The sequence below is a fragment of the Rathayibacter sp. AY1F8 genome (genome assembly GCF_002932165.1).
GTDB lineage: Bacteria > Actinomycetota > Actinomycetes > Actinomycetales > Microbacteriaceae > Rathayibacter.
This window is the reverse complement of sequence record NZ_PSVB01000007.1, coordinates 1-18415: the sequence shown is the minus strand read 5'-3', so window position 1 is coordinate 18415 and position 18415 is coordinate 1. Positions and strand designations below refer to the sequence as shown.

Here is an 18415-nt window from a genome sequence, read left to right as displayed (position 1 = left end):
CCCGCCCGAGGATCCGAGGATCCTGCAGGCGGGGGCGCCTTCCCGTGCGACGCGGGTCAGTGCGTGGAGGGGTCCTGCTCGACCTCGGTGCGATCGCCCGACCACAGTGTGTGGAAGGTGCCCTCCTTGTCGACGCGCTTGTAGGTGTGCGCTCCGAAGAAATCGCGCTGGCCCTGCACGAGAGCGGCCGGGAGGCGCTTGGAGGCGAGCGAGTCGTAGTACGACAGCGCGGCGCCGAAGCCGGGGATCGGCACGCCCGAGAGCGCGGCGGTCGAGACGATGCGGCGCCAGGCGGCCTCGCCGTTGGCGACGGCCTCGGCGAAGTACGGGTCCTCGAGGAGGGTCGTGATGCCGGCGTTCTCGTCGTAGGCGTCGACGATGCGGTTGAGGAACTGGGCGCGGATGATGCAGCCCGCGCGCCAGATCTTGGCGACCGCTCCCTTGTCGATCTCCCAGCCGTACTTCTCGGCCCCGGCGATGATCGCGTCGAAGCCCTGCGAGTAGGCGACGACCTTGGAGGCGTAGAGCGCGGCGCGCACGTCGTCCTCGAAGCCCTCGTACTTCTCGACCGGGGTCGGGCGCGAGGTGACGCGGGCCTGCACGGCCTCGCGCTGCTCGGGGTGGGAGGACACGGCACGGGCGAAGACGGCCTCGGCGATGCCGCCGACGGGGACGCCGAGGTCGAGCGCGTTCTGCACGGTCCAGACGCCGGTGCCCTTCGAGCCGGCCTGGTCGAGGACGACGTCGATGAAGGGCTTGCCGGTGTCGGCGTCGACCTGGCGGAGCACCTCGGCGGTGATCTCGATGAGGTACGACTCGAGGTCGCCCTTGTTCCAGGCGTCGAAGACCTCGGCGATGGCGGCGGGCTCGTGTCCGCCGACGGTGCGGAGCAGGTCGTACGCCTCGGCGATGAGCTGCATGTCGGCGTACTCGATGCCGTTGTGGATCATCTTGACGAAGTGGCCGGCGCCGTCGGTGCCGATGTGGGTGACGCAGGGCTCGCCCTCGGCGACCGCGGCGATCGACGAGAGGATCGGGCCGAGCGTCCTGTAGGACTCGACCGAGCCGCCGGGCATGATCGACGGGCCCTTGAGCGCGCCCTCCTCGCCGCCGGAGATGCCGGTGCCGACGAAGTGGATGCCGGTCTCGCGGACGGCCTTCTCGCGGCGGATGGTGTCGGTGAAGAGCGCGTTGCCGCCGTCGACGATGATGTCGCCGGGCTCGAAGACCTTCGTCAGCTGCTCGATCACGGCGTCGGTGCCGCGGCCGGCCTGGACCATGATGATCGCGGTGCGCGGGGTGGCGAGCGAGGCGGCGAAGTCCTCGATGGTCTCGGACGCGACGAAGCCCGCCTCCGGGTGCTCCGTGATGAGGGTCTCGGTGCGGCCGTAGGAGCGGTTGAACACCGCGACCGTGTTGCCCTCGCGGCTGGCGAGGTTGCGGGCGAGGTTCGAGCCCATCACCGCCAGACCGACGACTCCGATGTTGGCTGTGGCGGTGGGCTTGTCAGACACGGTTCTCCTCGACGTTCGCGTTCAGGGGCGAGCCCAGGCTAGCCCCGGGTCGCTCCGGGGAGCCCGGGTCCGAGCCGTCTCCCGGCTGCACATCGGTCGTGCGGCGCGCGCACGGTCTTGCGCGCGCCGCGACGACCGCGACCGGAGCCGGTCAGGCGCCGTGGCCGAGGGGGACGCGCTCCGACGGGATCGGCGGCGGCGGGGGAGTGCCGTCGCCGAACGGGCGGCCGCCGAGCTCCTCGCGGCGCGAGGGGACGAGCCAGCCGGAGAGGTCCGGGCCCTTGGGGACGACGCCGGTCGGATTGATGTCCCGCTGCACCTCGTAGTAGTGCGACTTGATGTGGGTGAAGTCGATCGTGTCGCCGAACCCCGGAGTGGCGAAGAGGTCGCGTGCGTAGCCCCAGAGCGCGGGCATCGCCGACAGCAGGTTCCGGTTGGCCTTGAAGTGGCTGTAGTAGACGGCGTCGAAGCGGGCGAGCGTCGTGAAGAGCCGCACGTCCGCCTCGGTGATGGTGTCGCCGACCAGGTAGCGGCGGGTGCTCAGCCGCTCCTCCAGCCAGTCCAGCCGCGCCCAGAGGCGGTCGTAGGCCCGCTCGTAGGAGCGCTGCGACCCGGCGAAGCCGCACTTGTAGACGCCGTTGTTCACGTCGTGGAAGACCAGCTCGGCGATCTCGTCGATCTCCTCGCGGTGCTCCTCGGGGTAGAGGTCGGGGGCGCCGTCGCGGTGGAACGCGGTCCACTCGGTGGAGAAGTCGAGCGTCATCACCGGGTAGTCGTTGGTGACGACCTGGCCGCTCGGGATGTCCACGAGGGCCGGGACGGTGATCCCGCGCGGGTAGTCGGGGAAGCGGGCGAAGAACGCGTCCTGGAGGCGGGGGATGCCCAGCACCGGGTCGACCCCGCCCGGATCGAGGTCGAAGGTCCAGCTGCGCTTGTCGTGCGTGGGCCCGCAGATGCCCATCGAGAGGGCGTCCTCGAGACCGAGCAGGCGCCGCACGATCACGGCGCGGTTCGCCCACGGGCAGGCGCGGGAGACCACGAGGCGGTAGCGCCCGGCCTCCACCGGGTACCCGTCGCGGCCGTCGGCGGTGATCCGCGTCGGGATGTAGTTCGTGTCGCGGTGGAAGCCGTTCTTCTCGACGTAGGAGCCGAAGTCGTCGCTCGTCATACCCGCACGGTAGGCGGTCCGCCTGGACGTCCGGCTCCGAGTCCGGCGGCGACCGCCTGCTGGCGGGCGGCCGCGATGCCGGGTAGGATCGGCAGCTGAACTTCGGCGAGGGATGCACGTGCATCCGTGATCGACGCGGTGGAAGCAGGCGAGGCCCCCACGGGGCGCCACGGACTTCTCCTCACGCTGACATGCGTTCGAGTCGACAAACCGTCCGTGGCCGCAGGCCACGACCCGATCCGGTGGCGTGCGCGCCGCCCAAGGAGAACATCATGGCTGAACTGACCAACAAGGTCGTCGTCGAGGTCCGCACCTCGTTCGGCAAGGGCGCCGCCCGCAAGATCCGCGCGCAGGACAAGATCCCCGCGGTCCTCTACGGTCACGGCACCGAGCCCCAGCACCTCACCCTCCCGGGCCACCAGGTGCTCCTGCTCACCCGCAAGGCGAACGCGATCCTCGAGCTCGACATCGAGGGCGCCGCGCAGACGACGCTGGTGAAGGACATCCAGCGCGACCCGGTGCGCCAGATCATCGAGCACATCGACCTCGTCGTCATCAACAAGGGCGAGAAGGTCGAGGTGGACATCCCCGTGCACGTCGAGGGCGACGCCGCTCCCGGCACCCTCGTCTCGATCGAGTCGAACACCCTCTCGCTCGAGGTCGACGCCACGCGCATCCCGCAGAACATCGTCGTCTCCGTCGAGGGCCTCGAGGCCGGCACGCAGATCACCGCCGCCGACGTCACGCTCCCCGAGGGCGCCACGCTGGTCACCGACGCCGAGGTGCTCATCGTCAACGTCACCGCCGAGGTCGAGCAGGACCTGGGCGAGGACGACGAGACCCCGGCCTCGGGCGACGTCGTCGCCGAGACCGCGGAGTAGTCCGCACCACCCCGGGAACGGGCCCGCTCGCAGCCGCGGCGGGCCCGTTCCGCGTCCGGCGGGGCCCCCCCCCGCCGCCCCCGAGGAAGAGGAACGACATGGGTGACACCTGGCTGGTCGTCGGACTGGGCAACCCGGGCGCGCAGTACGCGCGCAACCGGCACAACGTCGGCCAGATGGTGCTCGACGAGCTCGCGACGCGGATCGGCGGCTCGTTCCGCCGGCACAACCGCGCCAACGCCGTGGTCGCCGAGGGCTTCCTCCGCCCGGGCGGACCGAAGCTCGTGCTGGGCAAGCCCAACAGCTTCATGAACCTCTCCGGCGGGCCGACGGCGCAGCTGCTCGACTTCTACTCGGTCGACCCGGCGCACCTGATCGTCGTGCACGACGAGCTCGACATCTCCTTCGACACCCTGCGCCTCAAGCAGGGCGGCGGTCACGGAGGGCACAACGGCATCCGCGACATCCTCGCGGCGACCGGAGGAGCCGAGTTCCTGCGCGTGCGGGTCGGCATCGGCCGCCCGCCGGGCCGCCAGCAGGCCGCCGACTTCGTGCTGAAGGACTTCGCCGGCCCGGAGCGCGAGGCGCTCCCGATCCTGGTCTCGGACGCCGCCGACGCCGTCGAGCTCATCGCCGACTCCGGCCTCTCCGCCGCCCAGCTGAAGTTCCACACCAGCGCCTGACCCGCCCTCCACCGAGGGGACCCCGGACGGCGAGGGAGACCGCAGCGCCGGGCTCCCTCGACGGTTCGGGGTTCCCTCGGCGGTCGGCCCGCGGGGCGGCCGTAAACTGGACCCGTGCCCCTCAACGAGATCATCTCGGCGCTGTCGCGCGCCTCCACGTTCGACGATGCTCTCGCGTACGCGGTGCGGGACGCCGACTTCTCGGTGGCTGACGGCCTCCGGGTCCCCCTGCTCGCGGGCCTGATCGAGAGGCGCGCGGAGGCGGGACGCCCGCAGGCGGCGCTGGTGGTCACGGCCACGGGCCGCGACTCCGAGAACGTGCGCGCCTCCCTCGGCTGCATGCTGCCGGATGCGGACGTCGTCGAGTTCCCGGCCTGGGAGACGCTGCCGCACGAGCGCCTCAGCCCGAGCGCCGAGATCGTGGGGCGGCGCCTGGACGCGCTGCGGCGGATGAAGCAGTGGTCGGGCGAGCGGCCCCTCGTAGTGGTCGCCTCCGTGCGCGCGGCGCTGCAGCCGGTCGCCGACAACCTCGCCGACATCGAGCCGATCCGACTCGTGAAGGGCGCCCGCGGTTACGACCTCGGCCGCATCTCCTCCGAGCTGGTCGACCTGGCCTACGCCCGGGTCGACATGGTCACGCGCCGCGGCGAGTTCGCCGTGCGCGGCGGCATCCTCGACGTCTTCCCGGCGGTGGCCGAGCATCCGAGCCGAGTGGACTTCTTCGGCGACGAGGTCGACTCCATCCGCGGCTTCTCCGTGGCCGATCAGCGCTCGCTCCCGGGCGAGGCCGACTCGGTGGTCCTCCCGCCGAGCCGCGAGCTGCTGCTGGTGCCCGCGGTGCGGCAGCGGGCCCGCGAGATGCTGCACGAGTTCCCGAGCCTGTCGGCGATGCTCGCCAAGATCGCCGAGGGCATCCCGGTCGAGGGGATGGAGTCGCTCGCCCCCGCGTTGCTGGAGCGGCTGGTCCCGATCTCGCACTACCTCCCCGAGGGGGCGGCCGTCGCGGTCCTCGCCCCCGAGCGCGTGGCGACGCGGGCGATCAGCCTCGCCGAGACGAACCGCGAGTTCCTGCAGGCGGCCTGGAGCGCGGCGACCGCCGGCGCCGAGGCTCCCATCGACCTCGCCTCGGGCGAGTTCATCTCGCTCGGCGCGCTCCGCGACTCCGTGAAGCTCAGCGCCCCGGGCGCCGACGCTCCCGACCACCCGTGGTGGACGATGAGCACGTTCCGCCAGGGCCCCGCCGCGGGCGAGGCCGAGGTGCTGCCGGAGGAGCTCGGGATCGACGAGATCCTCGCCGTCCGCGTCGAGGGCGAGCCGGTCCCCGGATTCGGAGCGAGCGTCGAGGGCGCCCTCGCCCACGTCCGCGCGCGCCTGGCCGACGGCTGGACCGTGGTCCTGACCGCGCCCGGCACCGGCACGGTCGAGCGCACCGACCAGGTCCTCGCCGAGCACGAGGTCGCCGCCCGCATCGTCGCCGACCTCCCCGCCGGGCTCGAGACGGGCCTGGCCTACGTGGTCCAGGCCTCCGTCGACCACGGCTTCGAGGTGGAGGAGGCAAAGCTCGCCCTGCTCACCGACACGGAGTTCTACGGCCGCACCGTCGGCTACGACTCCCGCGCGGTGAAGAAGCTCGCGTCGCGCCGCAAGAACGTCGTCGACCCGCTGCAGCTCACGCCCGGCGACTTCGTGGTGCACGCCACGCACGGCATCGGCCGGTTCGTGGAGCTCTCTCAGCGCGAGGTCTCCAGCGGGGGCCGCAACGCGATCAAGACCCGCCGCGAGTACCTGGTGCTCGAGTACGCCCCCAGCAAGCGCGGCTTCCCGGGCGACAAGCTGCTCGTCCCCACGGACCAGCTCGACCTGCTCTCCCGCTACGTCGGCGGCGAGGCTCCGGCGCTGAGCAAGATGGGCGGGAGCGACTGGGCGCAGGCCAAGAGCAAGGCCCGCCGCGCGGTCCGCGACATCGCGGTCGAGCTCGTGAAGCTCTACTCCGCCCGGATGGCCTCCCGCGGGCACGCGTTCCCGCCGGACACCCCCTGGCAGCGCGAGCTGGAGGAGGCGTTCCCGTTCGCCGAGACCCCCGACCAGCTCACCGTCATCGACGAGGTCAAGGCCGACATGGAGCGGCCGATCCCGATGGACCGCCTGCTCTCGGGCGACGTCGGCTTCGGCAAGACCGAGGTCGCCGTGCGCGCCGCGTTCAAGGCGATCCAGGACGGGAAGCAGGTCGCGATGCTCGTGCCGACCACGCTGCTCGTCCGCCAGCACCTCGAGACGTTCCAGGAGCGCTTCGCCGGCTTCCCCGTCCACCTGCGGGCGCTCAGCCGGTTCCAGAGCGCGAAGGAGTCGAAGGAGACGATCGAGGGCCTGGCCGACGGCACCGTCGACATGGTCATCGCGACCCACCGGCTCCTCAGCGACAACATCGTCTTCAAGGACCTCGGCCTGCTCGTGATCGACGAGGAGCAGCGCTTCGGCGTCGAGCACAAGGACAAGCTCAAGGCGCTGAAGAAGAACGTCGACATCCTCTCGATGAGCGCCACGCCCATCCCGCGGACGCTCGAGATGGCGGTGACCGGCATCCGCGAGATGTCGACCCTCGCGACCCCGCCGGAGGAGCGCCACCCGATCCTCACCTTCGTCGGCCCTTACTCCGAGAAGCAGGTGTCGGCCGCGATCCGCCGGGAGCTCCTGCGCGAGGGCCAGGTGTTCTTCGTGCACAACCGCGTCTCGACGATCAACCGCGTCGCCTCGCAGCTCGCCGAGCTGGTGCCCGAGGCGCGGATCGCGGTCGCGCACGGCAAGCTCAGCGAGTCGCAGCTCGAGCGGATCATCGTCGACTTCTGGGAGCGCAAGTTCGACGTCCTGGTGTCGACGACGATCGTCGAGACCGGCCTCGACATCCCGAACGCGAACACGCTGATCGTCGACCGCGCCGACAAGTACGGTCTCTCGCAGCTGCACCAGCTGCGCGGGCGGGTCGGCCGCGGCCGCGAGCGCGCCTACGCCTACCTCCTCTACGACGAGACGAAGCCGCTGAGCGAGACCGCGCACGACCGGCTGCAGACCCTGGCCGCCAACTCGGACCTCGGCGGCGGCATGCAGATCGCGCTGAAGGACCTCGAGATCCGCGGTGCGGGCAACCTCCTCGGCGGCGAGCAGTCCGGGCACATCCAGGGCGTGGGATTCGACCTCTACCTGCGGATGATCGGCGAGGCCGTCGACACCTTCCGCGGCGAGGTCGCCGAGGGGCAGACGGAGCTGCGGCTCGAGCTGCCCGTCGACGCGCGCATCCCGGAGGAGTACGTCGACAGCGAGCGGCTGCGCCTGGAGGCGTACCAGAAGCTGTCGGCCGCGTCGTCGCCGACGGCGAAGGAGGGGAGCATCGACCTCGTGGTCGAGGAGCTGACCGACCGCTACGGTGAGCTGCCCGAGGCGGTCGAGAACCTCATCCTGGTGTCGAGGCTGCGGATGCGCGCGCAGAAGGCGGGCCTCAGCGACGTGGTCGCGATGGGCTCGAACGTCCGCGTGGCTCCCGCTCACCTGCCCGACTCGATCCAGGTGCGCCTGCGCCGGATGTACCCGACCGCGAAGTACCTGCAGCAGGCCGACGCGGTCGTCGTGCCGATGCCCGTGCTCGACGGCGTCCCGCTCGGCGACCGGGCGCTCATCCAGTGGGTGGCGTCGCTCCTGGACGCGCTGTTCCCGGAGCCGGTCACCGTCTGAGGTCCTCGGGGCGGCGCTCCCCGGTGGAGCGCCGCTCCGCTCCGGCGGCCGTCGCCGCTGCGGGAGGGCCCGCTGGCAGGATGGAGGGCATGCCGCTCCTCGCCGCCCGACGTCCCCGTGAGCCGGAGCCGCTCGCCGGCCCGCTGGTCGCCGTCCGCGGGGTCGCGGTGCGCGCCTCGGGGGTCGAGCTGCTCGCCCCGTGCTCGCTCGAGGTGGAGGCGGGGGAGGGCGTCGCGGTGACGGGCCGCAACGGCACCGGCAAGACCACGCTCCTGCGGGTGATCGCCGGCCTCACCGCTCCGAGCGAGGGAGTCGTGGCGGTGGCCGGGCGCGCCCCGGAGGAGCGCTCCGCCGCCCACCGCCGCGCCGTCGCCGCCCTGATCGGCACCCCGCCCTTCGAGCGGGACCTGACCCTCGAGGAGCACCTCGCAATGGTGGCCGTCTCGTGGGGGGCGCCGGTCGCCGACGCCCGCCGCGAGGCCGCAGCTGGTCTCGACGCGCTCGCGCTCGCTCCGCTCGCCCGCCGCTTCCCGCACGAGCTCTCCTCCGGGCAGACGCAGCTGTTCTCCCTCGCGCTCGTGCTGGCCCGTCCCTCCGCGGTGCTGCTGCTCGACGAGCCGGAGCAGCGGCTCGACGTCGAGCGGGTGCCGCTGGTCGCGGAGGTCCTGCGGCGCGAAGCCGCGTCCCGGGCACTCGTCGTCGCGACCCACAGCCCTGTGCTGATCGAGGGTCTGGGCGCGCGGGTCGTCGAGCTGGAGCGGGCGTGACGCGCGCGGAGGGGGCCCGCGTCGCCGAGGTGCGGGCTCTGCACCGGCACCGCGCCGCGGCTCCGCCGAGTCCGCGCGCCTACGCGGGCTACCTCGCCGCGATGACCGTCCTCGTCGTCGTCCTCCCCGTCGCCCGGGCCCTCGCGCTCCTCGCCGCCGAGGCGGGAGCCGCGCCGGAGCCGCTGATCGCCCTCGCCGCGGGTCTCGCCCTGCCCGCCGCCGTGCTCCTGGGCCGGGTGCGCGGACCCGCGGTGGGCGAGCCGCACACCACGGCCGTGCTGCTCGCGACCGATCTGCGCCGCTGGTCGGTGCTCCGCCGACCCGTGGTCCGGGCGTCGGCCGGTCTCGTGGCGTGCTGCTCCGCCGTCGCGTCGCTCCTCGCCCTCGCCGCCTCCGCGCCGCTCCTCGCGGCCGTCGCCGGCGGCGCCGCGTTCGCCGGCCTTCTCGCCGTCGCCTGGCTCGCCGGTCAGTGCCTCCCCTCGCGCCTCCCCGCGCTCGCGGCGGGCCTCCTCGCCTCCCTCGCGGTCCTCGGGGCCCTCCTGCCCGGTGCGCCCACGCCGGGCGGCCTCCTCGCCTCAGCCGTGAGCGGAGCGGAGGAGGTGCGCGCCGCGACCGTGCTGCTCGCGTCGGCCGCGGTCCTCCTGGCCGCGGCGCCCCGGCTGCTCGACGCCGCGCGCGGGCCTCGCCTCCTCGCCCAGGCCCGGCAGTGGTCGGCGACCACCCGGCTCGGAGCGACGGGCGACCTCGCCGAGTCGCTCGACGGGTACCGCGCCCTCCCGGCGATCGGGCGGGGGCTCCGAGCGGTCCGCCTCTCCCCGTTCGCCCTCGCGGTGCCGGTGCGCGACGCGATCGGCGCGCTGCGCACTCCCGGCCGCTCAGCGGTCGCGGTCGTCGCCCTGGCCGTTGCCGGCGCCGCCGCCGTGCTCGCCGCGGTCGTGCCGTCCTTCCTCCTCGCACTCCCGGCCGCCGCGGCGGGCGTGCTCGCCTACCTCGGCGCCGGCGTCTGGAGCGACGGCTTCCGCCACGCCGCCGCGACCGCGGGGCAGCCGGCGCTCCTCGCCCCCGGTCCGTTCGAGCTGCTCCTCCTGCACGCCGTGCTCCCTCTGGTGCTCGCGGTCGGAGTCGCGGTGCTCGGCGCCCTCGCCGCCTCGCTGCTGCTCCCGGGCGCGGCGGTGCCGGTGGCCGCCGCGACCGCCGTCGCCGCCGTCGCCGCGCGGGCGATGGACGCGACCCGGGGTCCGCTGCCGCCGCAGCTGCTCAGCCCGGTGCCGCTCCCGATCGGGGACGGCGCGGGAGTCGCGGTGGTCCTCTGGAACCTGGCGGGTGCACTGGTCAGCGCCTCGACCGCGGTGTCCGTCGCGGCGTCGCCCGGGCTCCTCGCCGCGGTGCCGCTCGTCGCCGGCGGCTGCCTCCTCGTCGCGCGGCGGCGTCTCGCGCGGGCCTGAGGCTCCCGGGCGCCCGCGCCGCCCGGATGTCCGCGGAGGCGGCCGGACCGGATGCGAGGATGGCGGGGTGACCGCGCATCCCCGGCTCGACGAGCTCATCCGCACCGTCCACGTCCTCCGCGCCCCGGGCGGCTGCCCGTGGGACGCCGAGCAGACCCACGAGTCGCTCGTGCGCTACCTGATCGAGGAGTCGCACGAGCTCGTCGACGCCATCGAGGCGGGGGACCGGGCCGACCTGATCGAGGAGCTCGGCGACGTCCTCTACCAGGTGCTCTTCCACGCCGACCTGGCGGCCGAGAGCGCCGAGCCCTTCACCATCGAGGACGTCGCGGCGCACATGAACGCCAAGATGATCGGCCGCCACCCGCACGTCTTCGGCGACGCCACGGCCGAGACGGCCGACGACGTCATCGCGGTGTGGGACGAGCTCAAGCGCACCGAGAAGCCGCACCGCACCAGCGTGCTCGACGGGATCCCGCAGGGCATGCCCGCCCTCGCGCTCGCCGACAAGGTGATCGGCAAGGCGACCTCGCTGGGCGTCGTGGACGCCGGCCAGGGCCCTCTGCCCATCGAGTCGGAGGAGGACCTCGGCCCGCTCCTGCTGGCCATCGTCGCCTCCGCCCGCGCCCAGGGGCTCGACGCCGAGCGTGCGCTCCGCACGGCGACGCGCGACCTGCAGGACGAGATCCGCGCGGTGGAGCAGGAGCGGCGCGCGGACTGAGGCGTCCGCCGGCCCGCCCCGGCCGATCTGGGAGAATCGCCGTCATGGCCTCCCCGATCACCCCGCCCCGCGGCATGCGCGACTTCCTCCCCGCCGACAAGGCGAAGCGCGAGCACGCGCTCGGCGTCATCCGCCGCGTGTACGCCTCCCACGGGTTCGACGAGATCGAGACACCGGTGGTCGAGGACTTCGACCGCCTCCACTCCGGGCTCGGCGGCGACAACGAGAAGCTCGCCTTCAGCGTCCTGCGCCGCGGGCTCACCCGCGACGACCTGGCGGCGGTCGACGACGCGTCCGCCCTCGCCGACCTCGGCCTGCGCTTCGACCTCACGGTGCCGCTCGCCCGCTTCTACGCCTCGCACCGCGCCGAGCTGCCGGCCGTCTTCCGCTCGGTGCAGATCGCGCCGGTGTGGCGCGCCGAGCGCCCGCAGAAGGGGCGGTACCGCCAGTTCGTGCAGTGCGACATCGACATCATCGGCGAGCCCGGGCAGCTGGCCGAGGTCGAGCTCATCACGGCGACCGCGGCGGCACTCGACGCGCTGGGCCTCCAGGACTGCACCATCCGCATCAACGACCGCCGCATCCTCACCGGAATCCTCGAGCACTGCGGCTTCGCCCCCGAGCGCTTCGGCCCGGCGCTGATCTCGATCGACAAGCTCGACAAGATCGGCGCCGCCGGAGTCGTCGCCGAGCTGGAGGCCGACGGGCCGGACGCGGCCGCGGTCCTCGGGGGCTACCTCGCGCGGATCGAGCAGGCGGTCGCCGCCGGGGGAGTGGCGCTCGAGCAGTCCGCGATCCTCGACGTGCTGCCCGAGGGCATCGACCCGGAGGCGGTGCTCGCGCTCGAGACCCTGGCCCGGTCGCTGCGCTCGCTGCCCGCCGGCGTCTCGCTCCGCTTCGACCCGACGCTCGTGCGGGGCATGGGCTACTACACCGGCACGATCTTCGAGATCGCGCACCCGTCCTCGGGCTCCTCGGTCGGCGGAGGCGGGCGGTACGACGGGATGATCGGCCGCTTCCTCGGTCAGGACGTGCCGGCCTGCGGCTTCTCGATCGGCTTCGAGCGGATCGTCGAGCTGATCGGCGGTGCCGTCGTCGAGCGCCCCGACGCCGTCGTCCTCGTCCACGAGCGCGACGCGGCGCCCGAGCTGCTGCTCGCGCTCAAGCAGGAGCTGATCGCCCGGGGCTCGCGCGTGCGCCTCGAGCGCCGGGCGAAGAACCTCACCCCGTTGCTGGACCGCGCGGCCGCCGCGGGCTTCACCCGCTTCGCTCTCGTCCCGCGGGACGCCGCCTCCGCCGCCGACCTCTCCTTCAAGGACCTCGGCTGATCCGCGCCGGCGGCGCCGGGTGAGCGTCGCCGGCTGCCTGCGCTGAGCCGCGCCCGCGGGAGGGGCCGGGGCCGTCCTGTCGGGCCTGAACTGGGTCTCAGCCGATCCGTCAGGGGATCATGTCGATCTGGTCGGATCCTTGTCGGATCCGTGAGAGCCTTAATACCCGCGAAATCTGCGGACACACCCGAGAAATCTCCCCCGGATAGCGTCGAGGCACCCGATCGGCGCGGCTTGGCGCGCCTGCACGGGCACCCCGTCGCGACCCCGCGCACCGCACCGCAGCAGCCCTGACGATCCCCACCCGAGGAGTCCCCTTGACCCTGTCGCCCCTCCGCTCCCTCCCGGCCTTCGACCGCCGCAGCCTCCTCCGCCTGGCGGGTGTCGCCGGCCTCGCGATCGGCGGCGCCTCCGTCCTCGCCTCCTGCGCCTCCGACTCCTCCGGCGCGTCCGCCGCGGACGGCGGCGACCTCGGCACCCTCAAGGTCCAGCTCTCCTGGATCAAGAACGAGGAGTTCGCGGGCGAGTTCTTCGCCGACTCGAAGGGCTACTTCACCGAGGCCGGCCTGGCGGGAGTGACGCTCACCCCCGGCCCCTCGACGGGCGTGGCCGAGCTCCTCTCGGGCAGCGCGGACGTCGCGCTCAGCGACGCCGTCTCGATCGGCACCGCGATCGCCCAGCAGGAGGCCCCGCTCAAGATCATCGGCGCGACCTACCAGAAGAATCCCTTCACGGTCCTCTCGATCAAGACCGCCGGGAACATCGCCACTCCGGCCGACCTCGCCGGGAAGAAGATCGGCGTCCAGGCGTCGAACACCTCCCTGTTCCAGGCGCTGCTCGCCGCGAACGGCCTCTCCGAGTCCGACCTCACGGTCGTCCCCGTCGAGTACGACCCCTCCGTCCTCGTCAACGGCACCGTCGACGGCTTCATCGCCTACCTGACGAACGAGGCCATCACGGTCGCGGCCGAGGGCTACGAGGTCGTCAACCTGCCCTTCGCCGACAACGGCCTCCCCTTCGTCGCCGAGACCTTCTCCGTGTCGGAGCAGGCGATCGCCGAGAAGCGCGACGCGCTGAAGGCGTTCCTCGTCGCCGAGATCAAGGGCTGGACCGACGCGGTCAACGACCCGGAGGCGGGCGCGATGCTCGCCGTCGAGAACTACGGCAAGGACCTCGGCCTCAACGAGGAGTCCTCCAAGAAGGGCGCCACCATCCAGGCCGAGGAGCTGGTCGTCTCGGACGAGACGGTCTCGAACGGCCTCTTCACCATCTCCGAGACGCTGCAGTCCGAGACCATCGCGTCCCTCGCGGGCGCCGGGATCGACGTCACGGCCGAGGACCTCTTCGATCTGAGCCTCCTCGACGAGGTCTACGAGGAGAACCCCGAGCTGATGAAGTACGCGGCCTGATCCTGATCCACGAAGGGCACCACTCGTGACCGACACGACCGACGCCGGCACCCTGCGCGACCAGGGTGTCGGCGGCACCGGCATCCAGATCCACGGCCTGTCGAAGACGTTCCGGATGGGCTCGCGCAGCGTCGCGGCGCTGCAGGACACCGATCTCCACACCGACCAGGGCAGCTTCCTCGCCCTGCTCGGCCCGTCGGGGTGCGGCAAGTCGACCATCCTGCGCATCCTCGCGGGACTGGAGGAGCCGACGTCCGGCTCCATCCGGGTCGACGGCCGCACTCCCCAGGAGCTGCGCCGCGACAACAAGCTCGGCATCGCCTTCCAGGACCACGCGCTCCTGCCGTGGCGCAGCGTCATGGCGAACATCCGCCTGCCGTTCGAGATTGCGGGCAAGAGCGTCGACCAGTCCTACATCGACGAGCTGATCGACCTCGTCGGCCTCCGCGGGTTCGAGAAGGCCAAGCCGGCCCAGCTCTCGGGCGGCATGCGCCAGCGCGTGTCGATCGCCCGGTGCCTGATCCTCAAGCCCGAGGTCCTGCTGCTCGACGAGCCGTTCGGCGCCCTCGACGACATGACGCGGCAGAAGCTCAACCTCGAGCTGCTGCGGATCTGGACCGAGAAGCCCGCCACGACGCTCCTCGTCACGCACGGCATCTCGGAGGCGATCTTCCTCTCGGACCGCGTCGCAGTGATGAGCCCGCGCCCGGGACGGGTGAAGGAGATCATCGACATCGACCTCCCCCGCCCGCGCACCCCCGAGATGCAGCGCACCCCCGAGTTCCACGCCTACGTCGACCAGGCCTCCGAGCTGCTGTTCGGCGACGGCGGCGCAGCCGCGGACGACCGCGTCTAGGAGGCACCGTGGCCACCACGCTCCCCACGGCCCCGCGCCGCACCCTGTCCCTGCCTCCGTGGCTCACCGGGCTGATCGGCGTCGCCGCGATCGTCGCCGTCTGGTGGATCGTGGCGCTCGTCACCGCGCCCACCGGCGCCGCGACCTACGCGCCCGTCCCCACTCCCGTGCAGGTCGTGCAGACCGCGATGGAGGACGGCGCGGGCTTCTACTGGCGCAACTTCTCCGTCACGATCGGCGAGGCGGCCGTCGGCTACTTCTGGGGCAACCTCCTCGCGCTCGTGCTCTCGGCGCTCGTGCTGGTCCTGCCCTGGCTGGAGGGGGTCGTCTCGCAGCTCGCGGTCATCACCTACTGCGTGCCGATCGTCGCCATCGGAGCGATCGTGCTGCTGATCCTCGGCGGTGCGGACGCTCCCGGGAAGGCGAGCGCGACGGCGATCTTCCTGGCCGGCCTCTCGGTGTTCTTCACCACGGTCGTCGGCAGCCTGCTCGGGCTGAAGGCGGCCGACAAGGCGGCGCTCGACGTCGTCACGGTCTACGGGGGCTCGCGGTTCACCCAGCTGCGCAAGGTCCGTCTGATCGCGGCGCTGCCCAACATCCTGTCGGCGCTGCAGATCGCGGTGCCCGCGGCCTTCCTCGGCGCGATCCTCGGCGAGTACTTCGGCAAGATCGAGACGGGCGTGGGCCCGATCCTGGTCGCGGCGCAGGTCTCGCTGAACTCGCCCCGCGTCTGGGCGCTCTTCCTCCTCTGCGCGGGCGTCGCGCTCCTCGGCTACGGCATCGTCGGACTGATCGGGCGCCTCATCGCGCCCTGGTCCTCCGGAAAGCGGGCATGACCATGACGACCACCGTCCCCGACCGCACGGAGCAGTCCACGGCCACGTCGATCCTCGCGGTCGACGAGCTGCGGCGTCAGCTGCGCACGGCCGCCCTCGGCGCGACTCTCAAGAGCCTGCGCAAGAGCCTGCTCGTCGCCCTGTCGACGATCGTGATCGTGCTGGCGATCTGGATCGGCGTGGTCCTCTTCAGCGGGGTCTCGCCCTACGTGGTCAAGGGCCCGTGGGACGTCTGGCAGCACCTGGTGACCGATGCGAAGGCCGCGGAGCACCGCGCCGAGCTGGGCGGCCTCTTCGCCGTGACCATGGGCGACGCGCTGATCGGCTTCGCGGCCGGCCTGGTCGTGGCGATCCTCGGCGCGATCCTGTTCCGCCTGTCGAAGGGCATCGAGCACGCGCTGATGCCGTTCGCGATGCTGCTGCGCTCGGTGCCGCTAATCGCGATGGCGCCGCTGATCATCCTCGTCTTCGGGACCGGCTCGATCGCCTCGGTCGCGGTCATCGGCGGGATCGTCGTCCTCTTCCCCGCGCTGGTGACGATCGCCTTCGGCCTCAACAACGCCTCCCCGCAGATGCTCGACGTGGTCGCGGTCTACGGAGGCAGCACTCTCACCGCGATCCGCAAGGTGGCCATCCCCGGCTCGCTGCCCTCGCTCTTCGCCGCGATCCGCATCTCGGTGCCCGGAGCGATCACGGGCGCGCTGCTCGCGGAGTGGCTCTCCACCGGTGCGGGCATCGGCGGGGCGATCAACGCCTGGTCCGCCCAGGCCCGGTTCGCGGACGTCTGGTCGGCGGTCGTGCTCGTGACCGGCGTCTCGCTCGTGCTCTACATGCTCGTGCAGGTGCTCGAGACCTTCGTCCTCTCCCGGATGTCCCTCTCCCTCACCTGACCCTGTCCCTTTCCCCGCGAAGTGCCACTCGACGAGGGCTCGCCCGGTGGGTCGCATAGCCGGGTGGCGTCTCGCGGGAAGGGGGAGGGCAGGGGAGCGGAGCGACGGGGCCGGGTCAGACGGTGACGATCGCGTCGACGCGGTGGCCGGCCAGCACCTCGCGGCCGCCGAGCCCGTCGAGCTCCATGACCACCGCGATCCCCTCGAGGCTCCACCCTGCGCGCTCGATCAGGCGGCGGCTCGCGTCGAGCGTGCCCCCGGTCGCCAGCACGTCGTCGACCAGCAGCAGCCGCGAGCCGCGGGGCGCCGCGTCCTCGTGCACCTCCAGCATCGTCTCGCCGTACTCGAGGGTCGCCTGCTCGCGCAGCACGGCCCGCGGGAGCTTGCCGGGCTTGCGGATGGTGACGACGCCGAGACCCGCCGAGTAGGCGGCCGCTGCGGCGAGCAGGAAGCCGCGCGCCTCCACGCCCGCGATCGCGTCGATCCGGCCGCGGTAGGGCTCGATCAGCGCGTCGGCCACCGCCCGCAGGGCCTCGCCGTCGCCGAAGACCGGCGTGAGGTCGCGGAACAGGATGCCCGGGCTCGGGAAGTCCGGGACGACGGCGGTGAGACGGTCGACGTGGTCGGCGGCGGTCGTGGTCACGGGGAACCTCCGGGTCGGCGGGTGCGCCCGGGCCGTCCGGCGATCGGGCCCTGGGAGTCTACGACCGGCCGCGGTCTCCTGCGCTTCGGAGGCGGTCAGTAGACTCCTTCCCGACCGCTCCCGTCTCCGGGAGCCCACCCGTCAAGAGGAGATAGTTGTGGCCCTTATCGAGGCAGTCGTCGCCCGAGAAATTCTGGACTCCCGTGGCAACCCCACGGTCGAGGTCGAGGTCCTGCTCGAGGACGGCGCGTCCTCGCGAGCGGCCGTCCCGTCCGGCGCCTCCACGGGCGCGTTCGAGGCGTACGAGCTCCGCGACGGCGACTCCGACCGCTACCTCGGCAAGGGCGTGCAGAAGGCCGTCGACGCCGTCATCGACGAGATCGGCCCGGCCATCGAGGGCTTCGACGCCACCGACCAGCGCCTCGTCGACGCCGAGCTGATCGAGCTCGACGGCACCGAGAACAAGTCCCGCCTGGGCGCGAACGCGATCCTCGGCGTCAGCCTCGCCGTGGCCAAGGCCGCCGCGCAGTCGTCGGACCTCGACCTGTTCCGCTACGTCGGCGGCCCGAACGCGCACACCCTGCCCGTGCCGCTGATGAACATCATCAACGGAGGCGCGCACGCCGACACCGGCGTCGACATCCAGGAGTTCATGGCCGTCCCGCTGGGCGCCGAGTCCTTCTCCGAGGGCCTGCGCTGGGGCGTCGAGATCTACCACGCGCTCAAGGCGCAGCTGAAGAAGGCCGGCTTCGCCACCGGCCTCGGCGACGAGGGCGGCTTCGCCCCCGACCTGCCCACCAACCGCGAGGCGCTCGACTTCATCCTCAAGGCCGTCGAGGCCGCCGGCTTCACCCCCGGCAAGGACATCGGGCTCGCGCTCGACGTCGCCTCCTCGGAGTTCTACGAGGACGGCGCCTACACGTTCGAGGGCAAGAAGCTCTCGGCCGAGGAGCTCTCCTCCTACTACGCCGACCTCGTCGCCAACTACCCGCTGGTCTCGATCGAGGACCCGCTGGACGAGGACGACTGGGCCGGCTGGACCCACCTCACCGCGGCCATCGGCGACAAGGTGCAGCTCGTCGGAGACGACCTGTACGTCACCAACCCGGTGCGCCTCGCCCGCGGCATCGCCGAGAAGGCCGGCAACTCGATCCTGGTCAAGGTGAACCAGATCGGCACGCTCACCGAGACGCTCGACGCCGTGGCCCTGGCCCAGCGCAACGGCATGACCGCGATCCTCTCGCACCGCTCCGGCGAGACCGAGGACACCACCATCGCCGACCTCGCGGTCGCGGTGGACGGCGGCCAGATCAAGACCGGCGCCCCGGCCCGCTCGGACCGCGTCGCGAAGTACAACCAGCTGCTGCGCATCGAGGAGATCCTGGGAGGTGCGGCGACCTACGCGGGTCGCTCCGCCTTCCCGCGCTTCTCCGCGTAGTCTCGGCACGCCGGAGCGGCCCCGGAGCCCAGCACCTCGGTGCGGGCGCCGGGGCCGCTCCACTTCCCCCGCCGCGATCGAGGAGGCACCCGCCCATGGCCCGTCCGCCC

15 protein-coding genes are annotated in these 18415 nt (G+C 72.5%); 12 read left to right on the top strand and 3 right to left on the bottom strand.

The window, feature by feature from the left end; all coding sequences use genetic code 11:
* Positions 1-56 precede the first annotated feature (56 nt).
* Positions 57-1514 carry an NADP-dependent phosphogluconate dehydrogenase gene (gndA, locus tag C5C35_RS07370; RefSeq protein WP_104262854.1) on the bottom strand — a complete coding sequence of 486 codons (1458 nt, stop codon included), beginning with the start codon at positions 1512-1514 and terminating at the stop codon, positions 57-59.
* A 151-nt stretch (positions 1515-1665) separates the two neighbouring features.
* The gene (locus tag C5C35_RS07365) at positions 1666-2682 is read right to left on the bottom strand and encodes a glutathione S-transferase family protein (RefSeq protein ID WP_104233683.1); all 1017 of its coding nucleotides are present in this window, start codon (positions 2680-2682) and stop codon (positions 1666-1668) included.
* A gap of 272 nt (positions 2683-2954) precedes the next feature.
* On the opposite strand from C5C35_RS07365, the gene C5C35_RS07360 reads away from it, so the two are divergent.
* From C5C35_RS07360 to C5C35_RS07310, 11 genes are all read left to right on the top strand, one after another.
* A complete protein-coding gene (locus C5C35_RS07360) occupies positions 2955-3563 on the top strand; it encodes a 50S ribosomal protein L25/general stress protein Ctc (protein WP_104238997.1) in 609 nt (202 codons plus the stop codon).
* Between the two features lie 98 nt (positions 3564-3661).
* Entirely contained in the window at positions 3662-4246 is a 585-nt protein-coding gene (gene pth / locus C5C35_RS07355) for an aminoacyl-tRNA hydrolase (RefSeq protein ID WP_104262853.1), read from the top strand.
* A 114-nt stretch (positions 4247-4360) separates the two neighbouring features.
* A complete protein-coding gene (gene mfd, locus C5C35_RS07350; RefSeq protein WP_104262852.1) occupies positions 4361-7972 on the top strand; it encodes a transcription-repair coupling factor in 3612 nt (1203 codons plus the stop codon).
* A gap of 89 nt (positions 7973-8061) precedes the next feature.
* Entirely contained in the window at positions 8062-8739 is a 678-nt protein-coding gene (locus C5C35_RS07345) for an ATP-binding cassette domain-containing protein (RefSeq protein ID WP_104262851.1), read from the top strand.
* Positions 8736-10184 (top strand): hypothetical protein, encoded by a 1449-nt coding sequence (locus tag C5C35_RS07340; protein WP_104262850.1) that lies wholly within the window; start codon positions 8736-8738, stop codon positions 10182-10184. Before C5C35_RS07345 ends, C5C35_RS07340 begins: the two co-directional genes overlap by 4 nt.
* 67 nt (positions 10185-10251) lie before the next feature.
* On the top strand, positions 10252-10905 hold the full coding sequence (locus tag C5C35_RS07335) for a MazG family protein (protein ID WP_104222356.1): 654 nt from the start codon (positions 10252-10254) through the stop codon (positions 10903-10905).
* A 44-nt stretch (positions 10906-10949) separates the two neighbouring features.
* Entirely contained in the window at positions 10950-12233 is a 1284-nt protein-coding gene (gene hisS / locus C5C35_RS07330) for a histidine--tRNA ligase (RefSeq protein ID WP_104262849.1), read from the top strand.
* Between the two features lie 317 nt (positions 12234-12550).
* Complete coding sequence (locus C5C35_RS07325) at positions 12551-13642, top strand: ABC transporter substrate-binding protein (RefSeq protein ID WP_258066330.1); 1092 nt, start codon at positions 12551-12553, stop codon at positions 13640-13642.
* Positions 13643-13757: 115 nt separating this feature from the next.
* Positions 13758-14498, top strand: coding sequence for an ABC transporter ATP-binding protein (locus C5C35_RS07320; RefSeq protein WP_104222373.1), 741 nt, complete (start codon positions 13758-13760; stop codon positions 14496-14498).
* Between the two features lie 8 nt (positions 14499-14506).
* On the top strand, positions 14507-15334 hold the full coding sequence (locus C5C35_RS07315) for an ABC transporter permease (RefSeq protein WP_258069013.1): 828 nt from the start codon (positions 14507-14509) through the stop codon (positions 15332-15334).
* A complete protein-coding gene (locus C5C35_RS07310) occupies positions 15331-16224 on the top strand; it encodes an ABC transporter permease (protein ID WP_104222359.1) in 894 nt (297 codons plus the stop codon). Before C5C35_RS07315 ends, C5C35_RS07310 begins: the two co-directional genes overlap by 4 nt.
* A gap of 115 nt (positions 16225-16339) precedes the next feature.
* On the opposite strand, the gene C5C35_RS07305 is transcribed toward C5C35_RS07310, so the two are convergent.
* Positions 16340-16867, bottom strand: a complete 528-nt coding sequence (locus tag C5C35_RS07305; protein WP_104222360.1) for an adenine phosphoribosyltransferase — start codon at positions 16865-16867, stop codon at positions 16340-16342.
* A 157-nt stretch (positions 16868-17024) separates the two neighbouring features.
* Between C5C35_RS07305 and eno the strand changes: the two genes are divergently transcribed.
* Complete coding sequence (gene eno, locus C5C35_RS07300; protein WP_104222361.1) at positions 17025-18305, top strand: phosphopyruvate hydratase; 1281 nt, start codon at positions 17025-17027, stop codon at positions 18303-18305.
* Positions 18306-18415: the final 110 nt, after the last annotated feature.

Bases quoted from the DNA above. Each gene is read 5' to 3' on its own strand.
- hisS (WP_104262849.1), top strand. From the start codon at position 10,950: ATGGCCTCCCCGATCACCCCGCCCCGCGGCATGCGCGACTTCCTCCCC.
- C5C35_RS07310 (WP_104222359.1), top strand. From the start codon at position 15,331: ATGACCATGACGACCACCGTCCCCGACCGCACGGAGCAGTCCACGGCC.
- C5C35_RS07345 (WP_104262851.1), top strand. From the start codon at position 8,062: ATGCCGCTCCTCGCCGCCCGACGTCCCCGTGAGCCGGAGCCGCTCGCC.
- C5C35_RS07360 (WP_104238997.1), top strand. From the start codon at position 2,955: ATGGCTGAACTGACCAACAAGGTCGTCGTCGAGGTCCGCACCTCGTTC.
- C5C35_RS07365 (WP_104233683.1), bottom strand. From the start codon at position 2,682: ATGACGAGCGACGACTTCGGCTCCTACGTCGAGAAGAACGGCTTCCAC.
- C5C35_RS07320 (WP_104222373.1), top strand. From the start codon at position 13,758: ATGGGCTCGCGCAGCGTCGCGGCGCTGCAGGACACCGATCTCCACACC.
- pth (WP_104262853.1), top strand. From the start codon at position 3,662: ATGGGTGACACCTGGCTGGTCGTCGGACTGGGCAACCCGGGCGCGCAG.